Origin of the sequence: Enterococcus sp. 7E2_DIV0204 (assembly GCF_002140855.1) — a bacterium.
Taxonomy (GTDB): Bacteria; Bacillota; Bacilli; order Lactobacillales; family Enterococcaceae; genus Enterococcus_L; species Enterococcus_L lemimoniae.
In genome coordinates this window covers 3,170,262-3,190,445 of the sequence record NZ_NGKY01000001.1, presented here as the reverse complement: position 1 = coordinate 3,190,445, position 20,184 = coordinate 3,170,262, and the positions used below count along the sequence as shown (strand labels likewise).

Genomic DNA, 20,184 nt, shown 5'->3' with positions numbered 1-20,184 from the left:
GAATAAATAAAAAAATAAAATGATAAATTATCCCGTGGATAGCTTGAATTATGAATAGTAAAAGTTTCTACTAAATAAGGAGTGATTATTTTGGTTAGAAAAAAAGTATATAAAAAACAACATATTTTAGCAGCTGCTGAAGATTTGTTGATAGAAAAAGGTTTTTCTGCTATCACAGCAAGAAGGGTTGCCGAGTATATGGGGATTTCAACGCAACCAATCTATTTGGAATTTAAGAACATGGAAGAATTGAAGCTGACGTTGTTAAAAACAGTGTATGAAGGTTTGGAAAGGGAATTTTTTTCTATTGCACGAACGTCAAACAGCCTAGCAAATTTCGGTATCAGCCACATTGAGTTGGCTAGAGCAAAAAGCAATCTGTACATAGCTTTATTTGTAGATCAGCATTCATATGGCAAGGAGTTACACCAATTGTCTTTTAATTCCTTCAAAAAAACAATCCAAAGTGAAGTAGAGTATACTAATGTATCTCAAGAACAGCTAGAAAATGTTCATTTGAATTTATGGATAATTGCTATTGGAATGGCAACGTTAAGTATTTCTGGAATACTCAATAAAACGGAAGAACAACTCATAGCTGAATTCACATCTATCAAATTAAAGCACAATGCGACCTGGAGCTAAGCCACGAACTACTTTCTATAGTTATATCTAGTAAGTAAACTAGTAGGATCGCTCAATAATAAAAGAGAGTCTGAGAACATTCTAGGCCAAAAGTCTTAAACAGAGTTCATCTATTTGACCGATTTTTTTTTGTTATTTCATTGCTAAAATGAGCTTATCAAATGAAATTTGGAGGAATTATCGTGAAAATAATCAAAACAATCGTTGTACTTGCTTTACTAGGAGGAGTTGCTCTCTTTGGGGCTAAACTATATACGCAAAATCAATCGGACGAACTTTCTGGTACGATCGACCAACTAAACCCACTCGTTACCAAAGGGGAAGTCTATGTTAAAACAAAAAAAGCCGATAGTATCAATAGCTACGGCATTACAACATATAAGCAACAAGCTGTAGATAAGGATGGGAAGAAAAAAGAACTAACGTTTACAGCAGATCACGAGTTGATCACAGATCGCTACCTAAAAATTTACAATAAAGGTGCACATGTTGAAACCTATGAAGAAGTTTCTGAAGAGGTTATCCCAGAAAAAGCCCTACAACAACTGAAGTAATAAAAGGATTGCCAACTATACCTCTGAAGAGATAGTTGGCAGTCCTTTTTAGTGATCAATTCGTTCAAATAGCCTGAGGTATAAAGTCGATTGTACATAAATCGTTATGATGAAAATGAATTGTCGCTTGGATGCGCCCATCATCAATTAATTTTTGTGCAGTGTCTTTTACGTCTTCTTGGTCAAATTGCTGAAAATTGATTACGTTTGCTACAAAATGAGGAGATTTCCGATTGGAAGCCTCAAGTATGAGCGTTTCAATTTGTGGATTAAACGTCATGTGCTTTCACCTCTTTTGTCAACAGTACCACTTTATTTCAAAATTGGACAGTAATATTTGGTTAGATGAGGATAGGGAAAGAGTTTTTTTCACAATCAATCTGTTTGTCAATCATTTTTATAAGATGCATAGGCGTTTTTACTCGTTAATAGCGTTAGCTTCTTATGAGATGAGTCAGCTAATTGTTGTAATTCAAAAAGATTTTTTTCCTCAAAATGATGGTTCCAGATAAACATCATTTTTAATATATGAATAGTAGGTTTATAATGAGCTGTTTCTTGGTTCATTTTTTGTTTGATAAAGCGGTGAATAATACGATATAGACGAATACGATAGGGAGGCAGTAAGACAAAAATTATGTCTGCGGAGGCTATCGCAGGCTTGATCCAATTCTTAGTTGTCGTACCTTCGATAATCCAACTATCCTGTGCTAAAATGTCTTGGAGCTGTCGGGAAGATTCTTCTTCAGGGTAAGGTCGGTCTCCAGCAGGTCGGCGATCCCAAATAAGATTGTCTAGTTCGTAGTAAGGGATCGTCATTTTAGTGGATAATCGTTTCGCAAAAGTGGTTTTACCGCTGCCAACTGGTCCTGCGATCATTATTTTTTTCATGTGAAACCTCCAATCTGAAAGAAAAAAAAGAATGGTAGTGGTACACCATTCCTTTAAATGTTTATTTTTTTGCTTCTTGTAAAATGTTTATTTTTTCGATACGGATATCTTTTTTAGGCTTATCTTGTTCGGCTGTCTCAGCAGCAGCGATTTTATCTACAACGTCCATACCTTTAGTCACTTGACCGAAAACAGTATGTTTGCCATCTAGGTGAGGAGTACCACCCTTTTTATACGCGTCAATGATTTTTTCTGGATAATAATCCTTCAATAAGCCATCTGACATATCATCGCTATTTTGAACTATAAAGAATTGACTACCATTTGTCCCATTTCCTTGTGCATCCTTACCCGCATTAGCCATAGATAAGGCACCTCTGATATTATAAAGCTGATTAGAAATTTCATCATCAAATGAACCATTCCAAATACTTTCTCCACCAGTACCATCTCCTTTAGGATCGCCACCTTGAATCATGAAGTTTTCGATAACACGATGGAAAAGGACATTATCGTAATAGCCATCTTTGGCATGAGTTATAAAGTTCTCAACTGTTTTTGGTGCTTGTTTTGGAAATAGTTTGATTTCAATTGATCCCTCAGTAGTGACCATTTCAACTAAATCTTCATCTTCGCTGACTGTTTCAGAGAGTTGAGGCAATTCCAATGCGTTTAAATCAACAGATTCAGATGTCTTTGTTTCAGCAGCAGAAGAGTCTGCGGTTTTTTTCTCATTTTTAGGTCCACACGCTGAAAATAATACTAAAGTTGTCAGAAGTGCTGTGGCAGCTATGAATTTTTTTGTTTTCATAAAGTTAGATCTTCCTTTCAAAAATAGTTACATCTCATCATAACAAATCATCATTATAACTACCAGTCCAAATCAGAAATTTTTAAGATTTGGAAAAGGTGTAGACCACTTTTTCTTATTCTGCTATAATGAAAATGGATACATTATAATCAATACAAATCTTAGGAGGCAGTAATCATGGGAAAATTAGGTATTTCGATTTATCCAGAACGTTCAACTTTTGAAAAGGACAAAGCATATTTAGACTTAGCACATAAATACGGATTCAAACGTGTTTTTACAAGTTTACTTCAAATTACAGAAGATAAAGAAAAGGTCTTAGCAGAGTTTAAAAGAGTCGTTGATTATGCCAATAGTCTTGGAATGGAAGTCATGGTTGATATTAATCCTGCCTTATTTGAACAATTAGAGATTTCTTATGACGATTTATCATTTTTTGATGAAATGGGTGCTTACGGGGTACGTTTAGATGTTGGATTTACAGGTGCTGAAGAGGCGCGCATGACACGTAATCCATATGGCATCAAAATTGAGATCAATATGAGTTCAGGTACAAACTATGTTGACAATATCATGAGTTATTCACCAAATACAGATAATTTACTAGGCTCACATAATTTTTACCCACATCGTTATTCTGGTCTAGGTTATGATCATTTTGTTTATTGCTCTGAAAAATTTAGAAAATATAATTTAAATACTATGGCCTTTGTTAATTCCCATGACGCAACCTTTGGTCCTTGGCCAACGCAAGATGGTTTATGTTCTTTAGAAGATCATCGTGATTTAGAAATCGCCACTCAAGTGAAACATTTGGTGTTGACTGGCTTGATCGATGATATTTTAGTAGGAAATGCTTATGCATCAGAAGCGGAATTAAAAGCGATGGCTGAGGCCTTTAATGCAGAATATCCGTCTGTGAAAGTCGACGTTGCTCAAGATATCAGTGATGATGAACGAGAAGTCTTATTCACAAGTCTTCATAGCTATCGCGGCGATCGTTCAGAATATATTTTACGTTCAACTATGACCCGAATTCACTTTAAAGATCGCGCGTTCCCTGCGCATAACACAAAAGACATGACAAAAGGGGATGTCTTGATCGACAATGTTGATTATGGACAATATAAAGGCGAAACTCAAATCGCTTTGAAACCAATGAAGAATGATGGCCGAGTGAACGTTGTTGGTCGGATCTCTGATGATGAGCTCTTCTTGTTGGATTTCTTAAAACCTTGGTCTAGTTTCAAATTAATTGAAAATAATAAATAAAAAATAATAAATCCAAGTAAAAATTTCACATGACTTTTACTTGGGTTTATTTTTTCTTCCTTAAGAATGTTCAGGTATACTGTAAAGCACAAACGTCTTCGTTAAAATAGAAAGAAACGAGGTGAGTTTTATGGAAAAAGAATTAAGTATTTTATTGGCAAAGCTTCAAGGAATCGCTCAAACGGGAAAAAAATATGGCAAAGATATATTTGATCAAGAACGATATGAAGAACTTTCTCAAGTGACAAAACAGTTAATGAGCACACTGTATCCAAGTTTATCAGATCAAGTATTAACGATTCTTGTTGATCAAGATGAAGGGTATGCAACACCCAAAGTCGATATTCGTGCAGTCGTTTTTAATCAAGCAGGAAAATTATTACTGGTAAAAGAAAAAAGTGATAACTGTTGGTCTTTACCGGGAGGTTGAGCAGATATTGGCTATTCACCAAAGGAAATAGCTGAAAAGGAAACAATGGAAGAAGCTGGAATATCAGTGAAGGCGGAGCGGTTGATTGCCGTATTAGATATGTCAAAACATGATTTTCCTCCTGCATTGACATATGTCTATAAATTTTTCATTCGATGTGAGGCTGAAAATGAAATACTAAAGCCAGGCATAGAAACGAATGATGTTGGTTTCTTTTCACTACAAGAGATTTATTTACTGCCACTTTCTAAAGAACGGAATATCATCGATAATTTTGAGATGATTTTTGCAGACGAACGATCGAAAGAAAATGTTGTTATTTGTGATTAATTTGCGAAAAATCCAATAAAACATTATACTATTTAAGAATTTGAAAAAAGCTAGTATCATTTTTTGACCAGATAACCTGTTGGTTAATGATACTTTAAATGGGGAGTAATGGGATGAATCGCATAGTAAAAATTTTGATCGCTATCGTTGTTTTAATTGGCATTGTATTGACTGGAGCAGGCATGTATTTCTATAATTATGCTGTTGTACCGTCACAAAAAGATTTCTTAGCTGGAGATACGCCAGGAACAGATGTTGAAGTGAAAACGCCAGAAGAAAAATGGTTTAAAGAAGAAAAGAATCGTTCATACTGGGAGTTAACATCTAAGGATGGCTTGAAATTAAAAGCAATCTATTTGCCGGCAGAAGCAAAAACAGATAAAAATGTTATTATGGCGCATGGTTATATGGGCAGTGCCGAAACAATGGCCAGTTTTGCTAAAATGTATCATGATTGGGGCTATAATGTCTTAGTACCAGATGCTCGTGGACATGGCGAAAGTGAAGGGGATTATATTGGTTTTGGTTGGCCTGAGCGCAAAGATTATCTTCAATGGATTGATAAAGTGATCGCCGAGAATGGTAAGGACGCTCAAATTACTTTATATGGAATCAGCATGGGTGGCGCCACTGTAATGATGACTAGTGGGGAGGATTTGCCAATCAATGTTAAAGCGATTGTTGAAGACTGCGGTTATTCTACTGTTAACGGAGAACTCGCTTATCAATTGAAGGATATGTTTAATTTACCAGCCTTTCCGTTGATCCCAGTGACAAGTCTGATTACTAAAATTCGTGCTGGTTATTTCTTTGGCGAAGCAAGTTCAGTTGCACAATTGAAGAAAAATAAAGTACCGATGTTGTTTATTCATGGCGATGCAGACAAGTTTGTTCCATTTGAAATGTTAGATGAAGTATATGAAGCAACTGATGCACCTAAAGAAAAATTCGTTGTAAAAGGCGCAGCTCATGCAAAAGCTTATACAATTGATCCAAAAACCTATAAAGAAAAAGTTAGTAGCTTTTTAACAAAATACGTAAATTAACGATGAGAGCGGGACGAAACTAAAGATTAGTTTTGTTTCGCTCTCTAAACCCGATTAAACGGGGAGAAAAAGCAGCTACTACGCTTCAATCATATTGTTGTAAATTGCTGTGAATCACGAAGAACAATAGAATTCGATGATAAACAGTACCTACTTGGCACGAAGGACGAAGTGATTCGATGATGCATAATACAAGGTGTCTGAAAGACACGTAGCTTCCTTTGTCTATAAGCACTAAAGAGTGAAGGCATCAGAAATAAACACTTTTGTCTCGGCCTCTTTTAGAGCAATAGTCTATTTTAGCTAATTTTATGATTTCACTATACAGCTGCCAGAATTCTTTGATATGATAATAAAAAGAAATGAGGTAAAATAGATGGAAGAACAAATCATTGACTATCTCCATTACTTACAAATAGAACGAGGACTTTCTCTCAATACAAGGAAGAGTTACGAACGAGACTTACATAAATACAGCACGTTTCTAAACGAGCAAAAAATCGACACTTGGCAAAAAATCGATCGGTACACAATTATGGAATACCTACAAATGCTGCACAATCAAAACAATTCCTCTGCAACGATCATCAGAATGATTTCAAGCTTACGTGGATTTCATCAATTTCTAAGGCAAGAACGGATCACAGATCATGATCCAATGCAGCATATCGACTCACCTAAAAAGGCTCAAAAGCTACCTAGCACGTTATCTGTTGAAGAAGTCACTTTGCTGATTGAAACACCAGATACGTCTAAACCTTTAGGGATCCGGAATCGAACGATTTTGGAAGTAATGTATGCAACAGGGTTGCGGGTGAGTGAGTTAGTAGACTTGAAAATTGGAGACTTACATCTGTCGATTGGATTATTACAGACCATTGGTAAAGGGGATAAAGAACGAATTATTCCACTAGGGGATTATGCGATCAAGTGGATCGAAAAATACTTAGAAGAAGCGCGTCCAGTTTTGATAAAAAAAAATCAAAACGAGACTCATCTATTTGTCAATCATCATGGAAAACCGTTGTCTCGTCAAGGAGTCTGGAAGAATCTGAACCAAATTGTTGTGGCGGCTGGAATCCATAAAAATATCACACCGCATACACTACGCCATAGTTTTGCCACGCATCTGTTAGAAAATGGTGCTGATCTGAGAATTGTCCAGGAGCTTCTAGGTCATGCTGATATTTCTACAACACAAATCTATACACATATTACCAAACAACGGATGGCAGATGTCTATAAACAGCATTTTCCAAGAGCCTAATGAGGCTAAAAAAGAAAGAAGGTGAGGTCATGTTAAACTATTATCGAAAAGAGCAACGCAAGATTGCAATGGGACTATTAAGTTTTCACCAAAAATTGACTGAATATCAGGCACTACTAAAAGAAATCGATATGTATGAAACAGAGAATGATTTACATCTGTTATTTTGGACGCCAGCTGGGGAACAAAATATTCAAGGAATTGTGGGAATCGAAGTAGAAACATCTGAAGCGATGATTTTACATGATATATCAATCAACCCTTCTTTTAGAGGAGAAAAAATTGGCTTTGAATTGTTAGACGAAATTGTTGAACTCTATCCGGACACAAAAATATATGGTACATTAGCAACATCTGCCTATTTATCTAAATGGAAAGAACACAATGCTTGAGTTTTATGGTAAACTAAAGAGCTGAAAAAGAAAGTTGGATGATCTTGCAGGAAATTAATGTGAAATTGGATGTATTTGAAGGACCATTGGATCTTCTGTTGCATTTAATCCAAAAATTAGAAATCGATATTTATGACATTCCAATCGCTGCAGTAACGGAACAGTACATGAATTACATCCATACAATGAAAACCTTGGAATTAGAGATTGCTGGAGAATATATTGTGATGGCAGCAACATTGATGGCCATTAAAAGCAAAATGCTCTTGCCTAAACAAGAATTAGAGCTTACAGAAGATGATGAAATCTTGGATGGAGAAGATCCTCGGGATGCACTAGTTGCTCAATTATTGGAGTATCGTAAATTTAAATATGCAGCAGGACTCTTGCATGACAAAGAATCTGAACGAAGCCTTTATTACACAAAAGAACCAATGGATATCGACGAGTACAAAGAAGACAACCCATTATTAGAACCAAATCAATTGAATACAATTGATTTGTTCTTAGCATTTCATTCAATGTTAGAAAAGAAAAAGAGTCGCCAGCCTGTTGAAACGACTGTTAGTGGAGACGATGTATCGATTGAAGAGAAAATTGCAACGATTTCTCAAAAAATGTGCCAAATGGATCATAATACCCCCATTCATTTTGACTCATTTTTCGCTTCTTATTCTAAACAAGAGGTCGTTACGACTTTTATGGCATTGCTGGAATTAATGAAAAAAGGTGTTATCCATGTAGAACAAGAAGACAATTATAGTACAATTTTATTATATAATAGGTCTGAAGAGATTGAATCAAGTACGGAGGAAACAATGTGACCACAGTCAGCCAAATTGAAGCGATTCTGTTTGTTGTTGGTGAAGAAGGGATTGGGCTAGAAGAATTATCCTATCTGCTAAACCTTTCCACGGCAAAAACCTATGAAGCCCTGACCACTTTAAAAGAACGCTATGAATCAGATAAACAATCAGCTTTAAATATTTTAGAAGTAGGAAACCATTTTATTCTATCTACCAAAAAAAACTTTGCGCCGTTATTAAAAAAATATGCGCAATCGCCGATTTCAAATGCGTTGTCTCAAGCAGCACTTGAAACGTTGTCAATTGTGGCTTACAAGCAGCCAATTTCAAGAGTAGAAGTTGATGAGATCAGAGGTGTACAATCTGCTGGCTCGATGCAAAAATTAGTTGCGCGCCAATTGATTGAAGAAAAAGGTCGAGTAGATGGACCAGGTCGAGCTATTTTATATGGAACAACTGCTTATTTTATGGATTATTTTGGGTTAAGATCGCTAGAAGAATTACCTGATATTCATCAGATGGAAGAAGAAATCGCTGAAGAGCTACCTTTAGACCTCTTTTTCGATCGTTACAAAGAACTCAATGAAGAAGAAATAACAACGGATACAACCAAATCGGAGGAAGAAAATTAGATGGAAAGACTTCAAAAAGCAATTGCGCATGCAGGGATTGCCTCTCGCAGAAAAGCAGAAGAATATATCGTTAATGGACGAGTTAAAGTAAATGGAAAAATCATTCGCGAATTAGGAACCCAAGTTGGAAAAAATGACAAGGTTGAAGTTGATGATGTGCCAATCTATAAAGAAGAGTATGGTTATTATCTTTTTTACAAGCCAAAAGGTGTAATTTCCGCTGTTTCTGATGATAAAGGAAGAAAAGTTGTAACAGATTTTTTCTCACACATCAAAGAACGAATTTATCCAGTTGGGCGATTAGACTATGACACATCAGGTCTGTTGCTTTTGACGAATGATGGTGAGTTTTCTCAAAAATTGACCCATCCAAGTCATGAAATCGATAAAGTATATGTGGCAAAAGTAAAAGGCCTAGCCAAGAAACATGATTTGTTACCGCTAACCAGAGGAATGAAAATCGAAGGCTACAAAACTGCACCCGCTGCATTTGAGATCATATCTGTCGATTTAAAAACAAACACAAGTATTGTAGAACTGACCATCCATGAAGGACGCAATCATCAAGTAAAAAACATGTTGCAAGCAGTAGGCTACCCAGTTCAGAAACTAAAAAGAGAAAAGTATGGCGATTTGACTTTAAAAGGGCTGCGCCCAGGGGAATATCGTAATCTTAATAAAAAAGAAATCAGCGTTTTGATGAATCAATCGAAGTAGTAGAAGAAATTGATTCTATTTCTACTGTTTATAGTAACTAAAGGGTAAGATAAAAGTGTTTTTAACTTTTATCTTACTCTTTTTCTTTAACTTATTCATGTGAAGGACGTAACTATTGCTTTTTCATCTTTTAGATGTATAATAGGAGATGTACAAAAATTTAATAAAGGTTCGTCTTCAGGGGCAGGGTGAAATTCCCGACCGGTGGTTATAGTCCACGACCTACTTCATTTGAAGTGGCTGAATTGGTGAAATTCCAATACCGACAGTAAAGTCTGGATAAAGAAGATAGGGCTTATTTGAATTGGCATTTTTCAGATAAGATAACTCTACTCTATTTTCCCTGCTGGAAAATAGAGTTTTTGCTGTGAATCATTACGATTGGCCGAAGGACAGAGTAGATGATGAATAGTACTTGGCGAACAAAGAGAGCGAAGTAACCTAAGTACTGAATCACTACGCTGTACTTCGATTCCATCAATTTCTAAGAGCTAAAGCTCTAAGAATTGAAGGGCAAAGATCGTTATCAAGCTATAGCAAATGATAAACAGTGCTTGGGCAAGAAAAAGAGAAGTTGAAAGCCATACTTAAGCAGAAACTAAAGATGGTTAATTTCTTTCATTATGAAATACTGCAATATGCTTAAACATAGTTAAACAAGTACCAATGATTTGGTATAACCTAGCAGTATTTAACGACAGAATTCCGATCGTTCAACCAAGTAATCTTTCACAGCAGATCAAGAGCAATCACTGAAAAGCCAGTTTAGAGAAGTTCGTTTGAAGATGGGTCCTTAAACAGGAGGATTTCATATGCGAAACAACAAGGTACAAAAAATGGTAAGTGTAGCAATGTTAGCAGCAATCGGTGTGGTTTTACAATTTGTGGCGTTTCCGATCATACCATCATTAAGTTTTTTAAAAATCGATTTCAGCGACATTCCGGTTATGATCAGCATGTTTTTATTCGGACCATTAGCTGGAATAAGTACGGCTTTTATAAGATCTGTACTGCATCTATTCACAACGGGTGCATCACCACAAAATTTAGTTGGAGATGCGGCTAGCTTTTTTGCCACAACTGTCTTTACTTTACCGATGTATTACTTTTTCAAACGAGGAAGTGACAAGCTTTCAAATAAAGTTCTAGGTATTTCTACAGGAATAATCGCTTTAACAGTTTTCATGGGTGTAGCCAATTACTTTGTGATCACACCGCTTTATTTGAAACTGTTCGGCGTATCAGCGGGACAATTTTTAGGAATGTCATTAGCAAAATACGTTACGATTGGTATTATTCCATTCAACTTGATCAAAGGCGCAATTGTGAGTGCTGTTTTCTTGATTCTTCATGCCAAACTTTTGCCATGGCTTTCTAGAAAACAATATCAGTTGGGCAATAAAAAAACGATAACTAAATAATTGATTGATATAAACTAAAAAATATAGAGCGGACGCCTTGTTCTGCTTTATATTTTTTTAAACCATAATTGTCTGATTTTAACCAGATTTCTGATATTATAGAGTAGACGAGAATGAGGAGGACATAAAATGAAAAAATGGCAGAAACGTTTCCTGTGGTTTGTCGGTGTACTTATAGCTTTGGTTTTAATCGGCTTGTTCTACCTAAAAACCATTACATATACACCTACAACGAACGCTTCAGAAGTGTCAAAAAAAGCGATAGACGAAGATGGTGTATTACTTTTTAAGGGTGATCAAGAAAAACCGGCTCTTATTTTTTATCAAGGAGCTTTAGTTGAAGCTGCTAGTTATAGTGTTTGGGCTGAAAAGGTAGCAGAGGCTGGTTTTTCAGTCTATCTTGTAAAAGAACCGTTGAATCTAGCTGTTTTAGGGCAAAATAAAGCTGAACAAGTCATTGAGGCTAACCATCTAAGTAAGTATGTTATCGGGGGACATTCCTTAGGAGGCGTGATGGCCAGTCGGTTTGTTGCTGAATGGAAGAATCAAGAGGCAGTGAAAGGTGTATTTTTTTTAGCAAGCTATCCTGATAAAAACGGGAGCCTTTCAAATTTTGAAGGATCAGTCCTTTCGTTGACAGGTTCTGTTGATGGGGTTTTAAATTGGCAAGCGTATGATCAAGCCAAAAAATATTTACCTAAGCAAACAGTGTATCAAGAAATCAATGGAGGGAATCATGCTGGATTTGGTAGTTATGGTGAGCAAAAGGGGGATAACCCTGCTAAGATAAATAATGATGAACAGCAAGAAGAAGTTGCTCGTAAGATAGTCGAGTGGCTAAATACGATCAATTGACTACTAAAAGGAGAAGAGCTTATTTCAAAATAAGGATCTTCTCCTTTTAGTAGTTATAGATTTTTTATTTTTCTACAATCTCTATTGCACGAACGGGACATTTACGGTACGCTGTTAAAGCATTAGCTTGTTGATTTTCAGGAACAAATTCTTGATGAGCCTCGCTATCATTTTTCAAGATGACAATTCCGTCATCATTATAATCAAAAATTTCTGGTGCATAAACTTGACATAAGCCACAAGCAATGCATTTTTCAGGAATTATTTTACATAACATATAAGCACATCCTATTCTGTCATTGAAAGAGGTGGAGATATGGAGCCTTCCTTTATTTTAGCTTTATTTCAGCACGGATACAAGGTGCGTACCTCAACTTTGTATCATCTTTTAAAAGGGAAACGGACAAGTTCAGTTTTATTATATGGGTTTCTTTATGAAAACTTGCGCTTCTTCCAGTTATTTCCTGAGCTGTCTGAAAAACAGTTTGACATTTTATTAGATAATTTGGTGAAGCAAGAGCTATTGTCTAAAACAAGTGATAGTGAGGTTCAGATAACGGCTAAAGGGTTACAATCATTAACTCATGAAAAGGACCACTATTCTTGGATCGATAATTATCGTTTTGGTAAAACAGATGAAATGATTTGGCGTTTACTTCAATTTACTGTACAAGTTGTTTCTCAATTATCTTATAACAATAAAAATTATCTCCCTCTTGAACAATCGCCTTTATACCAAAAACAAATAAAAACGTATATAAAATCACTTCCAAAAGCGCGCTTGATTGAAACCGTCAAAAAGGAATGGAGTCAAATTTTTTCTGTACTCCCTGAAGAAGAAGCTGATTTTTTTGCACAGCAATTTTCAGGCTATCAAACAATTGGGAAGGCATCGTTTCAATTAATGAACGAACAAGAGACGGTCTTTAATCGATTGTTGATCAAAAAAGAAAAGCTTCATCATTTGATTGATACCATTTTGTTGATGCCAGATGTTTCTTTCCTAAAAAAACTGATTCTGCCATTAGTGAAACAAAATGAAAATAAAAGTATGAATGAAACGGCTCGATACCTGAGCACACAATTTTCAATAGACGCATTAGCTGTACAAAGGAAAGTGAAACTGAGCACGATTAAGGATCACCTAATGGAGTTAGCTTTAACAAAGGATTTTCCATTTGAGCGCTTTATATCGCAGCCGACTTATGCTTGTTTACGTGACTATTCAAAACCATATCAAGATTGGACCTATCGTGTGGTAAAACAAGAAAACCCAGAAGTGGATTACTTTGAGTTTCGTTTGTATCAAATTCAAAAATTAAGAGAAGAAAGAGAAGCTAGCCGATGAAGATCAATTTAGAACAAGTGCTGCAAGCTAAATTTGGATTCAATACATTTAAACCTGGGCAAAAAGAAGTAATCGAGCAATTATTAAGAAACCAAGATACGTTAGCTGTCTTACCAACAGGAACAGGTAAATCATTATGTTATCAATTCGTAGGACAGATACTAGTGGGTTCAGTGTTGATTGTTTCGCCGTTACTGTCCTTGATGGAAGACCAGGTGATCCAGCTTCAAAAAAAAGGAGAAACCAGTGTAATAGCAATCAATAGTAGTTTGTCTTTTTCAGAAAAGCAATATGCCCTAAACCATTTAAGGGAGTATAAGTATATTTTGATCAGTCCTGAAACGTTGACACAAAAAGAGGTTCGTACCAAAATAGCTCATGTAAAGATCGCCTTGTTTGTCGTTGATGAAGCGCACTGCGTTTCTCAATGGGGCGTTGATTTTAGACCGGAATATACCAAATTGGCTAAGATTCAAGCAGAGTGTGGTAATCCACTAACATTAGCATTAACTGCTACGGCAACGCCAGCAGTTAAAAAAGAAATCATCAATCAAGTTTTTAGCCATCGGACAAACATTTCTGAAGTGATTTATTCTGTAAACCGACCTAATATTGGTTTGCTTGTCAATCAGTGTACAGAAAAGAACGATACACTCATTTCTTATTTAACCCAACTTAAAAAAAAAGGGCTCATTTATTGTGCAACTAGAAAAACAGCCGAAAAAATCAATCGTTTGATCAAAGAAGAAACTGATTTAAAGTCAGCCTTTTATCATGGTGGGTTGACTGCAAATGAACGTAGTTTATTGCAACAGCAGTTTGTAGCTAATCAATTAGATGTTTTATGTGCTACGAATGCCTTTGGTATGGGGATCGATAAACCTGATGTGCGTTTTATTATTCATTATGATTGCCCGGATAGCTTAGAGAATTATGTTCAAGAAATCGGGCGGGCGGGTCGCGATGGTCAAGCGAGCGTTGCAATTTTACTCTATCAAAAAGGGGATGAATCAATTCATTATTATTTCCAATCAGAAAGTAGACTAGATCGGACATTTTTAAATGAGTTCCCTACCAGCCAATCAGAGGATAAAGAAAATCGATTGCCGGTATTAAATGAAATTCAGCAAAAATGGCTGCAAGGATATTTAGAAAAAGAATATACAATTGAAGAGTTGGAACAAAGATTATTAAGAAAAGAGAAAGAAAGGCAACAACAATTAGCGGTTATGTTAAACTATATTAAAGAAGCAAAATGTCGTCGTGTGTTCATTCAGCAGTATTTTTCAGAAAAAATCACGGAAAGTACCCAAGAAAATTGTTGTGACCGTTGTGGCTTATCCTTTGACAAGTACAAAGCCCGAATAGTACAATCACCAGAAGAAAACGAAATCTCCAATCAGTGGGAGGACATTTTAATAAGATTATTTAAAGAATGAAAATAATCTTTTTTTAGACTGCAGTTGACAAAAAGCTGTGGTATAATAGCAAACGAGAGAATTTTAGGAGGAACGATACGTGAGTAAAAAAGATAAGAAAAACCCATCAGGTGCACGTGAACCTTGGGAGCAGTCAATTTATGAAACAGATAAAAATGCTGGGGGTTCCCGCTCAGAAAAACGTCAACAAAAAAAAGGCAACACGGTCTTTCTAACAATTTTAGTGATTCTTTTACTATTGATCATTACTTTACCAGTTGGAACATATCTTTATGTGATGAGAGATAAACCAAATGATAATAAAAATGCTAGTCAGCCTTCATCATCGGTGGTGGTTCAATCTTCTACAAAAAATAGCACCACTCAGCCATCATCTTCAAGTGCTGCGGCATCGCAAGAACAGCCTGCGTCTTCTTCTGAAGCGGTAGTTGATGGACAAAGTAGCGCGACAACACCAACAAGCGACGTGACAGAGCAAGCTGCAGCATACACGGAAGTGCTTAATGGTGAAGGACCAAACCAAGTAGCGTCAAGAAACGGTATAACGACAGAAGAATTGCTACAATTGAATGGACTAAATTTGAACTCTGTTTTACAACCTGGTCAATCTTTACGCGTTAAATAACAAAAAGTCGGGAGAAAAGCAAATGATGATTCACTTGTGATTCCTCGTTGTTAAGGGTCTGCAACAAAACAATCAATGTTTTGTGCCAGACTCTTTTACTATGTGATAAACAAAGGAGTTCGTTATGAAAAAGATAAGCATTGCCATTGACGGCCCAGCTTCTTCTGGGAAAAGTACGGTAGCCAAGATTTTAGCTAAAAAGTTGAATTACATTTATTGTGATACTGGTGCTATGTATCGAGCGTTGACCTATTTAGCAATCCAAAAACATATTGATTTTGAAGATGAAAAAGCGTTGAGTGATCTATGTTTAGATCATACGATCTCATTCCAGCAAACTGAAAAAGATCAGCTAGTTTTTATTGATGGGCTTGAAGTTACTGAAGCAATTAGGCAACCTGATGTGACGAATTCAGTCTCAATCGTTGCCAAACATGGCGCTGTTAGGGAGATGATGGTTGAATTACAGCAAATGATTGGTCGGACTGGTGGCGTTGTAATGGATGGTCGTGATATTGGAACAGCTGTATTACCTGAGGCAGAAGTGAAAATTTTCTTAGTTGCCAGCGTGGTTGAGCGAGCTGAAAGACGCTATAAGGAAAATCAACAAAAAGGGATCACAACCGACTTTGAAACGCTAAAAGAGGAAATCGAACACCGTGATTATTTGGATTCAACAAGAGCAGTTTCGCCTTTAAAACAAGCAGCAGATGCTGTGAAAATCGATACAACGGGTATGAGTATCGAAGAAGTTGTAAATGCGATCGAAGAGGTTATTTCAAAGAAATGCTAAGCTTATTGTAAGCCAATTAGAATAGTTTTTAGGGGAGTATAACTGTGTCAAAGTTATACTTTCTTTGTCTTAAAGAAAGAAAATAACTTCTTATCTCAAATAAAAAAAAGAAAATGAGAGAAATCGCTTTATTTTTTTAGTAAAATCCCGTACTATTAAGGGAGTAGGTCAGTTTTTTACGAATTTTTTGGTGGCATAGGAGGATATATTCATGACAGAAGACAAAAAAGTGGAAATCAGCAACGAAACAATGGAAGATGCAATGAACAGTGTCCAAGAAGTAAGCGTCGGTGACATCGTTAAAGGTGAAGTGCTTGCAGTTGAGGACAAACAAGTCGTTGTTGGTATCGAAGGTGCAGGCGTTGAAGGCGTAGTACCAGCAAAAGAATTATCAACTACACAAGTAGAAGATATCAACGAATTAGTGAGTGTTGGTGACATTTTAGATTTAGTTGTCATCACATCGATTGGCAAAGATAAAGAAAATGGTAGCTATTTACTTTCAAAACGTCGTTTAGATGCTAAAAAAGTTTGGGAAGAAATCGAAGCCGATTTCAAAGCAGGCAAAATCATCGAAGCACCTGTTACAAATGTTGTAAAAGGTGGTTTAGTTGTTGATGTAGGTGTCCGCGGATTTGTTCCAGCGTCAATGGTTGAAGACCATTTTGTTGCTGATTTTTCAGAATATAAAGGCCAAACATTAACGTTTAAAATCATCGAGATCGAGCCTTCAGAAAATCGCTTGATTTTATCGCATAAAGCAGTGGTTGCGGCTGAGAAAAATTCTAAGAAAAAAGATATCTTAGCTACTCTACATGATGGTGATATCGTTGAAGGAAAAGTTGCTCGTTTAACTGATTTTGGTGCATTTATTGACTTAGGCGGTATCGATGGGTTAGTGCATGTTTCTGAAATTGCGCATCAACATGTGGGTAAACCAAGTGATGTGTTAACTGTAGGTGACGATGTAAAAGTTAAAATTCTTTCGATCAATCCAGATGAAGAACGTGTTTCTCTATCAATCAAAGAAACATTGGCTGGACCTTGGGAAGATATTGAAAACAAAGCGGCTGTTGGTTCTGTTCTTGATGGAACTGTCAAACGTTTAACTAGTTTCGGTGCATTTGTCGAAGTATTCCCAGGTGTAGAAGGATTAGTTCATATTTCTCAAATTTCGCATAAACATATTGCAACACCTCACGAAGTATTACAAGAGGGTGATGCTATTCAAGTAAAAGTATTGGAAGTTAATCCAGATGAACATCGGATTGCTTTAAGCATCAAAGCATTAGAAGCAAAACCAGAATCTCAAGAAGAACCAAAAGATGTTCAAGAATATGAGTTGCCAGAAGAAAATACTGGTTTCACAATGGGTGATATCTTAGGTGAGGCATTAAAAGCACAAGATTCTGATTCAGAATAATGATATTTAAGATATAAGAGCGAGGGGAAACCTTCGTTCTTTTTTCGTTCCAATAATAAAAACCCTCACCAGTAAAAATCATTTAGTGGCTGAGGGTTTTGTTATAAAATTAATTATAAATCACACGCAAATCAGCAGGAGTATGCTCTCCATGAAACTGTTTACGGAGTTGATGAGGGGATTGCCCTACTTTTTCTTAAATAACTTACTAAAATAGGTAGAATCAATGTAACCAACCGTACCAGAAATTTCAGTGATAGATTCTTCTGTCTTCATCAGTAACTGTTTGGCTTTTTCAACGCGATAAGCAGTCAGGTAATCAATAAAATTCATCCCCACAGCCTCTTTAAAAAATCGGCTGACATAATGACGATTTAAATGCATAATATCAGCTAAAGTTGTCAAGTTGATTTCTTCATCATAATGTTCATGAATGTAATCCAAAATCGTATTAATTTGCTCTTTTGCTAAAACAGTTGGTTTATTATTCAAGACATCCATCAAAGAAATTTGGTTTAGCGATTTTACACAACGATTGATCGCGAATTTTAACTCATTAAAATCAATAGGCGTCAATAAATAATCGATTACGCCACATCGTAAAGCTTGATGGATACTTTGGAAGTTATCTCGCTCGGTCATTATGATTACTTTAATATTCGGCAGTTGTTGAACTATTTTACGTTTTACGATGAATCCATCAATATCTAAATGATCAATTGCAATCAACAGAATTTCTGGCAAGAGCTTTTCGGCCATTGCTAAGGCTTCTTGTTCCCTTTCGGCGGAGGTAATACTTTTATATTCATAAATGAATCGTTGATAGATTGTTGAAGTATTCGTTGTTCGTTTGGATCGTTACTGACAATCAATAATCGGCACATAAATAAACCCTCTTTTATTTGATGAGATAATAGTCCTTTTTGTTTGTGAAATTTTTTTTACTACTCTATGATACCTTGAATAAATTCAGCTTTCAAGTGTAATTGTTTGTGAAAAAAATCGAGAATAGGTAAATTTTGTCCATAATCTGCTTAAAATATTCCCTAACAAATTGATTTAAATAGATTAAACTTGATTTGTATGCGTTTAAGGCGCTAATAGAGAACGAACGACAAAAATAGAGGAGTGTTCAAAATGACTGAACTAAAAGTAAAAGAAATTGAAACACTAGTTGTAACAGCGAAAGAAGCTCAAAGTAAATATGAAAACTACACCCAAGAACAAGTAGATGCAATCGTAAAAAATGTATACCAAAAAACACTTGATAATGCAGAGAAATTAGCTATTTCAGCTAATGAAGAAACAGGCTTGGGAAAGTTTCAGATAAAATCATCAAAAATACATTTGCTAGTGAGCAAGTTTATGAAAGTATTAAAGATCTTGCAACTGTTGGTGTGATCAATCGTCGTAAAGAAGATAAAATCATTGAAATTGGTATTCCTTTAGGTGTAGTAGCAGGATTGATTCCTTCAACAAATCTAACAGCTACAGTTATTTTTAAAGCATTGATTGCCTTAAAAACAAGAAATGCGATTATTTTTTCGCCACATCCAAAAGCTTTAAAATCAATTTTGATGGCAGCAGAAATTATTGAGAAAGCGGCAGTTGAAGCTGGAGCGCCAGCAGGATTAGTTCAAGTGATCCAAGAACCTACATTGGAAGCAACAAGTGCTTTGATGAAACATGAGGATATTTCGTTGATCCTTGCTACAGGTGGTAAAGCAATGGTACAGGCAGCTTATAGTTCAGGAAACCCAGCAATTGGAGTAGGTCCTGGAAATGTTCCAGTCTTGATTGATGCAACAGCTGATATCAACCATGCGATTGATTGCGTAGTTAGTAGTAAAACATTTGATAATGGAATCATTTGCGCCTCAGAGCAAGCACTCGTGGTAGAGAAATCCGTAAAAGAAGCCGTTATCGAACAATTAAAGGCGAAGAAAGCTTATTTTATGAATGAAGAAGAATTGGCAAAAGTCAGCCAATTTATTTTAAGAGAAACAGGGACACTAAACCCAGACATCGTTGGAAAAAGTGCTTCAGACGTTGCAAAATTAGTGGGAATTTCTGTACCAGAAGAAACATCTATTTTAATTTCAGAACAGACAGAGATTGGGCACCATAATCCTTACTCAAGAGAAAAACTAACACCAATCTTAGGCTTGTTCACAGTTGACTCATTCGAAACAGGTATAGCAACTTGTAAGGCATTACTTGCGAATGAAGGAACAGGTCATACAGCAGTGATTCATACAACGACAGATGCGAATGCCGAAGTATTTGGCTTAGAAATGAGAGCTTCTCGTATTTTGGTCAATACTTTAGGTGCTTTAGGAGCAATTGGCGCAACAACAAAATTAGCGCCTTCGATGACTTTAGGCTGTGGTGCAATGGGCGGAAGTAGTACAACGGATAATGTAACAGCTCATCATTTAATGAATGTAAAACGTATCGCGTATGGTGTCGAATAAGGACGAAGTGAAT

The 20,184-nt window shown here is 36.1% G+C and carries 23 protein-coding genes, 1 pseudogene and 1 riboswitch; of the genes and pseudogenes, 19 read left to right on the top strand and 5 right to left on the bottom strand.

Features of this window, described 5'->3' with window-relative positions:
• Window positions 1–90: 90 nt before the first annotated feature.
• Window positions 91–645 (top strand): TetR/AcrR family transcriptional regulator, encoded by a 555-nt coding sequence (locus A5819_RS14825; RefSeq protein ID WP_086279511.1) that lies wholly within the window; start codon window positions 91–93, stop codon window positions 643–645.
• 182 nt (window positions 646–827) lie between these two features.
• Window positions 828–1,199, top strand: coding sequence for a YxeA family protein (locus tag A5819_RS14820; protein WP_086279729.1), 372 nt, complete (start codon window positions 828–830; stop codon window positions 1,197–1,199).
• A gap of 64 nt (window positions 1,200–1,263) precedes the next feature.
• Here the strand turns inward: A5819_RS14820 and A5819_RS14815 are convergent, their stop codons facing one another.
• The 3 genes from A5819_RS14815 to A5819_RS14805 all read right to left on the bottom strand — a co-directional run bounded on the left by A5819_RS14815 (window position 1,264) and on the right by A5819_RS14805 (window position 2,901).
• Window positions 1,264–1,479, bottom strand: coding sequence for a hypothetical protein (locus tag A5819_RS14815; protein ID WP_086279510.1), 216 nt, complete (start codon window positions 1,477–1,479; stop codon window positions 1,264–1,266).
• Between the two features lie 107 nt (window positions 1,480–1,586).
• Entirely contained in the window at window positions 1,587–2,090 is a 504-nt protein-coding gene (locus A5819_RS14810; RefSeq protein WP_086279509.1) for a hypothetical protein, read from the bottom strand.
• A gap of 61 nt (window positions 2,091–2,151) precedes the next feature.
• Window positions 2,152–2,901, bottom strand: a complete 750-nt coding sequence (locus A5819_RS14805) for a peptidylprolyl isomerase (RefSeq protein WP_086279508.1) — start codon at window positions 2,899–2,901, stop codon at window positions 2,152–2,154.
• A gap of 177 nt (window positions 2,902–3,078) precedes the next feature.
• On the opposite strand from A5819_RS14805, the gene A5819_RS14800 reads away from it, so the two are divergent.
• From A5819_RS14800 to A5819_RS14755, 10 genes and pseudogenes are all read left to right on the top strand, one after another.
• Window positions 3,079–4,173: a DUF871 domain-containing protein gene (locus A5819_RS14800; protein WP_086279507.1), complete on the top strand. Its 1,095-nt coding sequence runs from the start codon at window positions 3,079–3,081 to the stop codon at window positions 4,171–4,173.
• A gap of 130 nt (window positions 4,174–4,303) precedes the next feature.
• Window positions 4,304–4,933, top strand: a pseudogene (locus A5819_RS14795) (NUDIX hydrolase N-terminal domain-containing protein).
• 113 nt (window positions 4,934–5,046) lie between these two features.
• On the top strand, window positions 5,047–5,979 hold the full coding sequence (locus A5819_RS14790) for an alpha/beta hydrolase (protein WP_086279506.1): 933 nt from the start codon (window positions 5,047–5,049) through the stop codon (window positions 5,977–5,979).
• A gap of 376 nt (window positions 5,980–6,355) precedes the next feature.
• Window positions 6,356–7,246, top strand: coding sequence for a site-specific tyrosine recombinase XerD (gene xerD / locus A5819_RS14785; protein ID WP_086279505.1), 891 nt, complete (start codon window positions 6,356–6,358; stop codon window positions 7,244–7,246).
• Window positions 7,247–7,275: 29 nt separating this feature from the next.
• A complete protein-coding gene (locus A5819_RS14780) occupies window positions 7,276–7,638 on the top strand; it encodes a GNAT family N-acetyltransferase (protein ID WP_086279504.1) in 363 nt (120 codons plus the stop codon).
• 44 nt (window positions 7,639–7,682) lie between these two features.
• Entirely contained in the window at window positions 7,683–8,462 is a 780-nt protein-coding gene (locus A5819_RS14775) for a segregation/condensation protein A (RefSeq protein ID WP_176271439.1), read from the top strand.
• Window positions 8,459–9,076 (top strand): SMC-Scp complex subunit ScpB, encoded by a 618-nt coding sequence (scpB, locus tag A5819_RS14770; protein WP_086279502.1) that lies wholly within the window; start codon window positions 8,459–8,461, stop codon window positions 9,074–9,076. Before A5819_RS14775 ends, scpB begins: the two co-directional genes overlap by 4 nt.
• On the top strand, window positions 9,077–9,793 hold the full coding sequence (locus tag A5819_RS14765; RefSeq protein WP_086279501.1) for a pseudouridine synthase: 717 nt from the start codon (window positions 9,077–9,079) through the stop codon (window positions 9,791–9,793). It abuts the gene before it with no gap.
• A gap of 169 nt (window positions 9,794–9,962) precedes the next feature.
• Window positions 9,963–10,087: riboswitch (FMN riboswitch) on the top strand.
• Window positions 10,088–10,605: 518 nt separating this feature from the next.
• Window positions 10,606–11,214: an ECF transporter S component gene (locus tag A5819_RS14760; protein ID WP_086279500.1), complete on the top strand. Its 609-nt coding sequence runs from the start codon at window positions 10,606–10,608 to the stop codon at window positions 11,212–11,214.
• Window positions 11,215–11,343: 129 nt separating this feature from the next.
• Complete coding sequence (locus tag A5819_RS14755) at window positions 11,344–12,069, top strand: alpha/beta hydrolase (protein ID WP_086279499.1); 726 nt, start codon at window positions 11,344–11,346, stop codon at window positions 12,067–12,069.
• 64 nt (window positions 12,070–12,133) lie between these two features.
• Here the strand turns inward: A5819_RS14755 and A5819_RS14750 are convergent, their stop codons facing one another.
• Entirely contained in the window at window positions 12,134–12,346 is a 213-nt protein-coding gene (locus tag A5819_RS14750) for a ferredoxin (protein WP_086279498.1), read from the bottom strand.
• Window positions 12,347–12,385: 39 nt separating this feature from the next.
• Here A5819_RS14750 and A5819_RS14745 point away from each other — a divergent pair, with 39 nt between their 5' ends.
• The 5 genes from A5819_RS14745 (at window position 12,386) to rpsA (ending at window position 17,697) form a co-directional block, all read left to right on the top strand.
• Window positions 12,386–13,417 carry a helix-turn-helix domain-containing protein gene (locus tag A5819_RS14745; RefSeq protein WP_086279497.1) on the top strand — a complete coding sequence of 344 codons (1,032 nt, stop codon included), beginning with the start codon at window positions 12,386–12,388 and terminating at the stop codon, window positions 13,415–13,417.
• On the top strand, window positions 13,414–14,856 hold the full coding sequence (locus tag A5819_RS14740; RefSeq protein WP_086279496.1) for an ATP-dependent DNA helicase RecQ: 1,443 nt from the start codon (window positions 13,414–13,416) through the stop codon (window positions 14,854–14,856). Before A5819_RS14745 ends, A5819_RS14740 begins: the two co-directional genes overlap by 4 nt.
• Before the next feature lie 79 nt (window positions 14,857–14,935).
• Window positions 14,936–15,481, top strand: a complete 546-nt coding sequence (locus tag A5819_RS14735) for an SAG1386/EF1546 family surface-associated protein (RefSeq protein ID WP_086279495.1) — start codon at window positions 14,936–14,938, stop codon at window positions 15,479–15,481.
• Window positions 15,482–15,605: 124 nt separating this feature from the next.
• Complete coding sequence (cmk, locus tag A5819_RS14730) at window positions 15,606–16,274, top strand: (d)CMP kinase (RefSeq protein WP_086279494.1); 669 nt, start codon at window positions 15,606–15,608, stop codon at window positions 16,272–16,274.
• A 211-nt stretch (window positions 16,275–16,485) separates the two neighbouring features.
• Window positions 16,486–17,697 carry a 30S ribosomal protein S1 gene (gene rpsA, locus A5819_RS14725; protein ID WP_086279493.1) on the top strand — a complete coding sequence of 404 codons (1,212 nt, stop codon included), beginning with the start codon at window positions 16,486–16,488 and terminating at the stop codon, window positions 17,695–17,697.
• A gap of 186 nt (window positions 17,698–17,883) precedes the next feature.
• On the opposite strand, the gene A5819_RS14720 is transcribed toward rpsA, so the two are convergent.
• Entirely contained in the window at window positions 17,884–18,456 is a 573-nt protein-coding gene (locus A5819_RS14720; protein WP_254907287.1) for a DNA-binding response regulator, read from the bottom strand.
• 378 nt (window positions 18,457–18,834) lie between these two features.
• On the opposite strand from A5819_RS14720, the gene A5819_RS19910 reads away from it, so the two are divergent.
• Together A5819_RS19910 and A5819_RS14715 are read left to right on the top strand one after the other, a co-directional pair.
• Complete coding sequence (locus tag A5819_RS19910; RefSeq protein WP_254907286.1) at window positions 18,835–19,098, top strand: hypothetical protein; 264 nt, start codon at window positions 18,835–18,837, stop codon at window positions 19,096–19,098.
• A complete protein-coding gene (locus A5819_RS14715; protein ID WP_254907285.1) occupies window positions 19,095–20,171 on the top strand; it encodes an aldehyde dehydrogenase family protein in 1,077 nt (358 codons plus the stop codon). The genes A5819_RS19910 and A5819_RS14715 overlap by 4 nt, the downstream gene beginning before the upstream one ends.
• Window positions 20,172–20,184 lie beyond the last annotated feature (13 nt).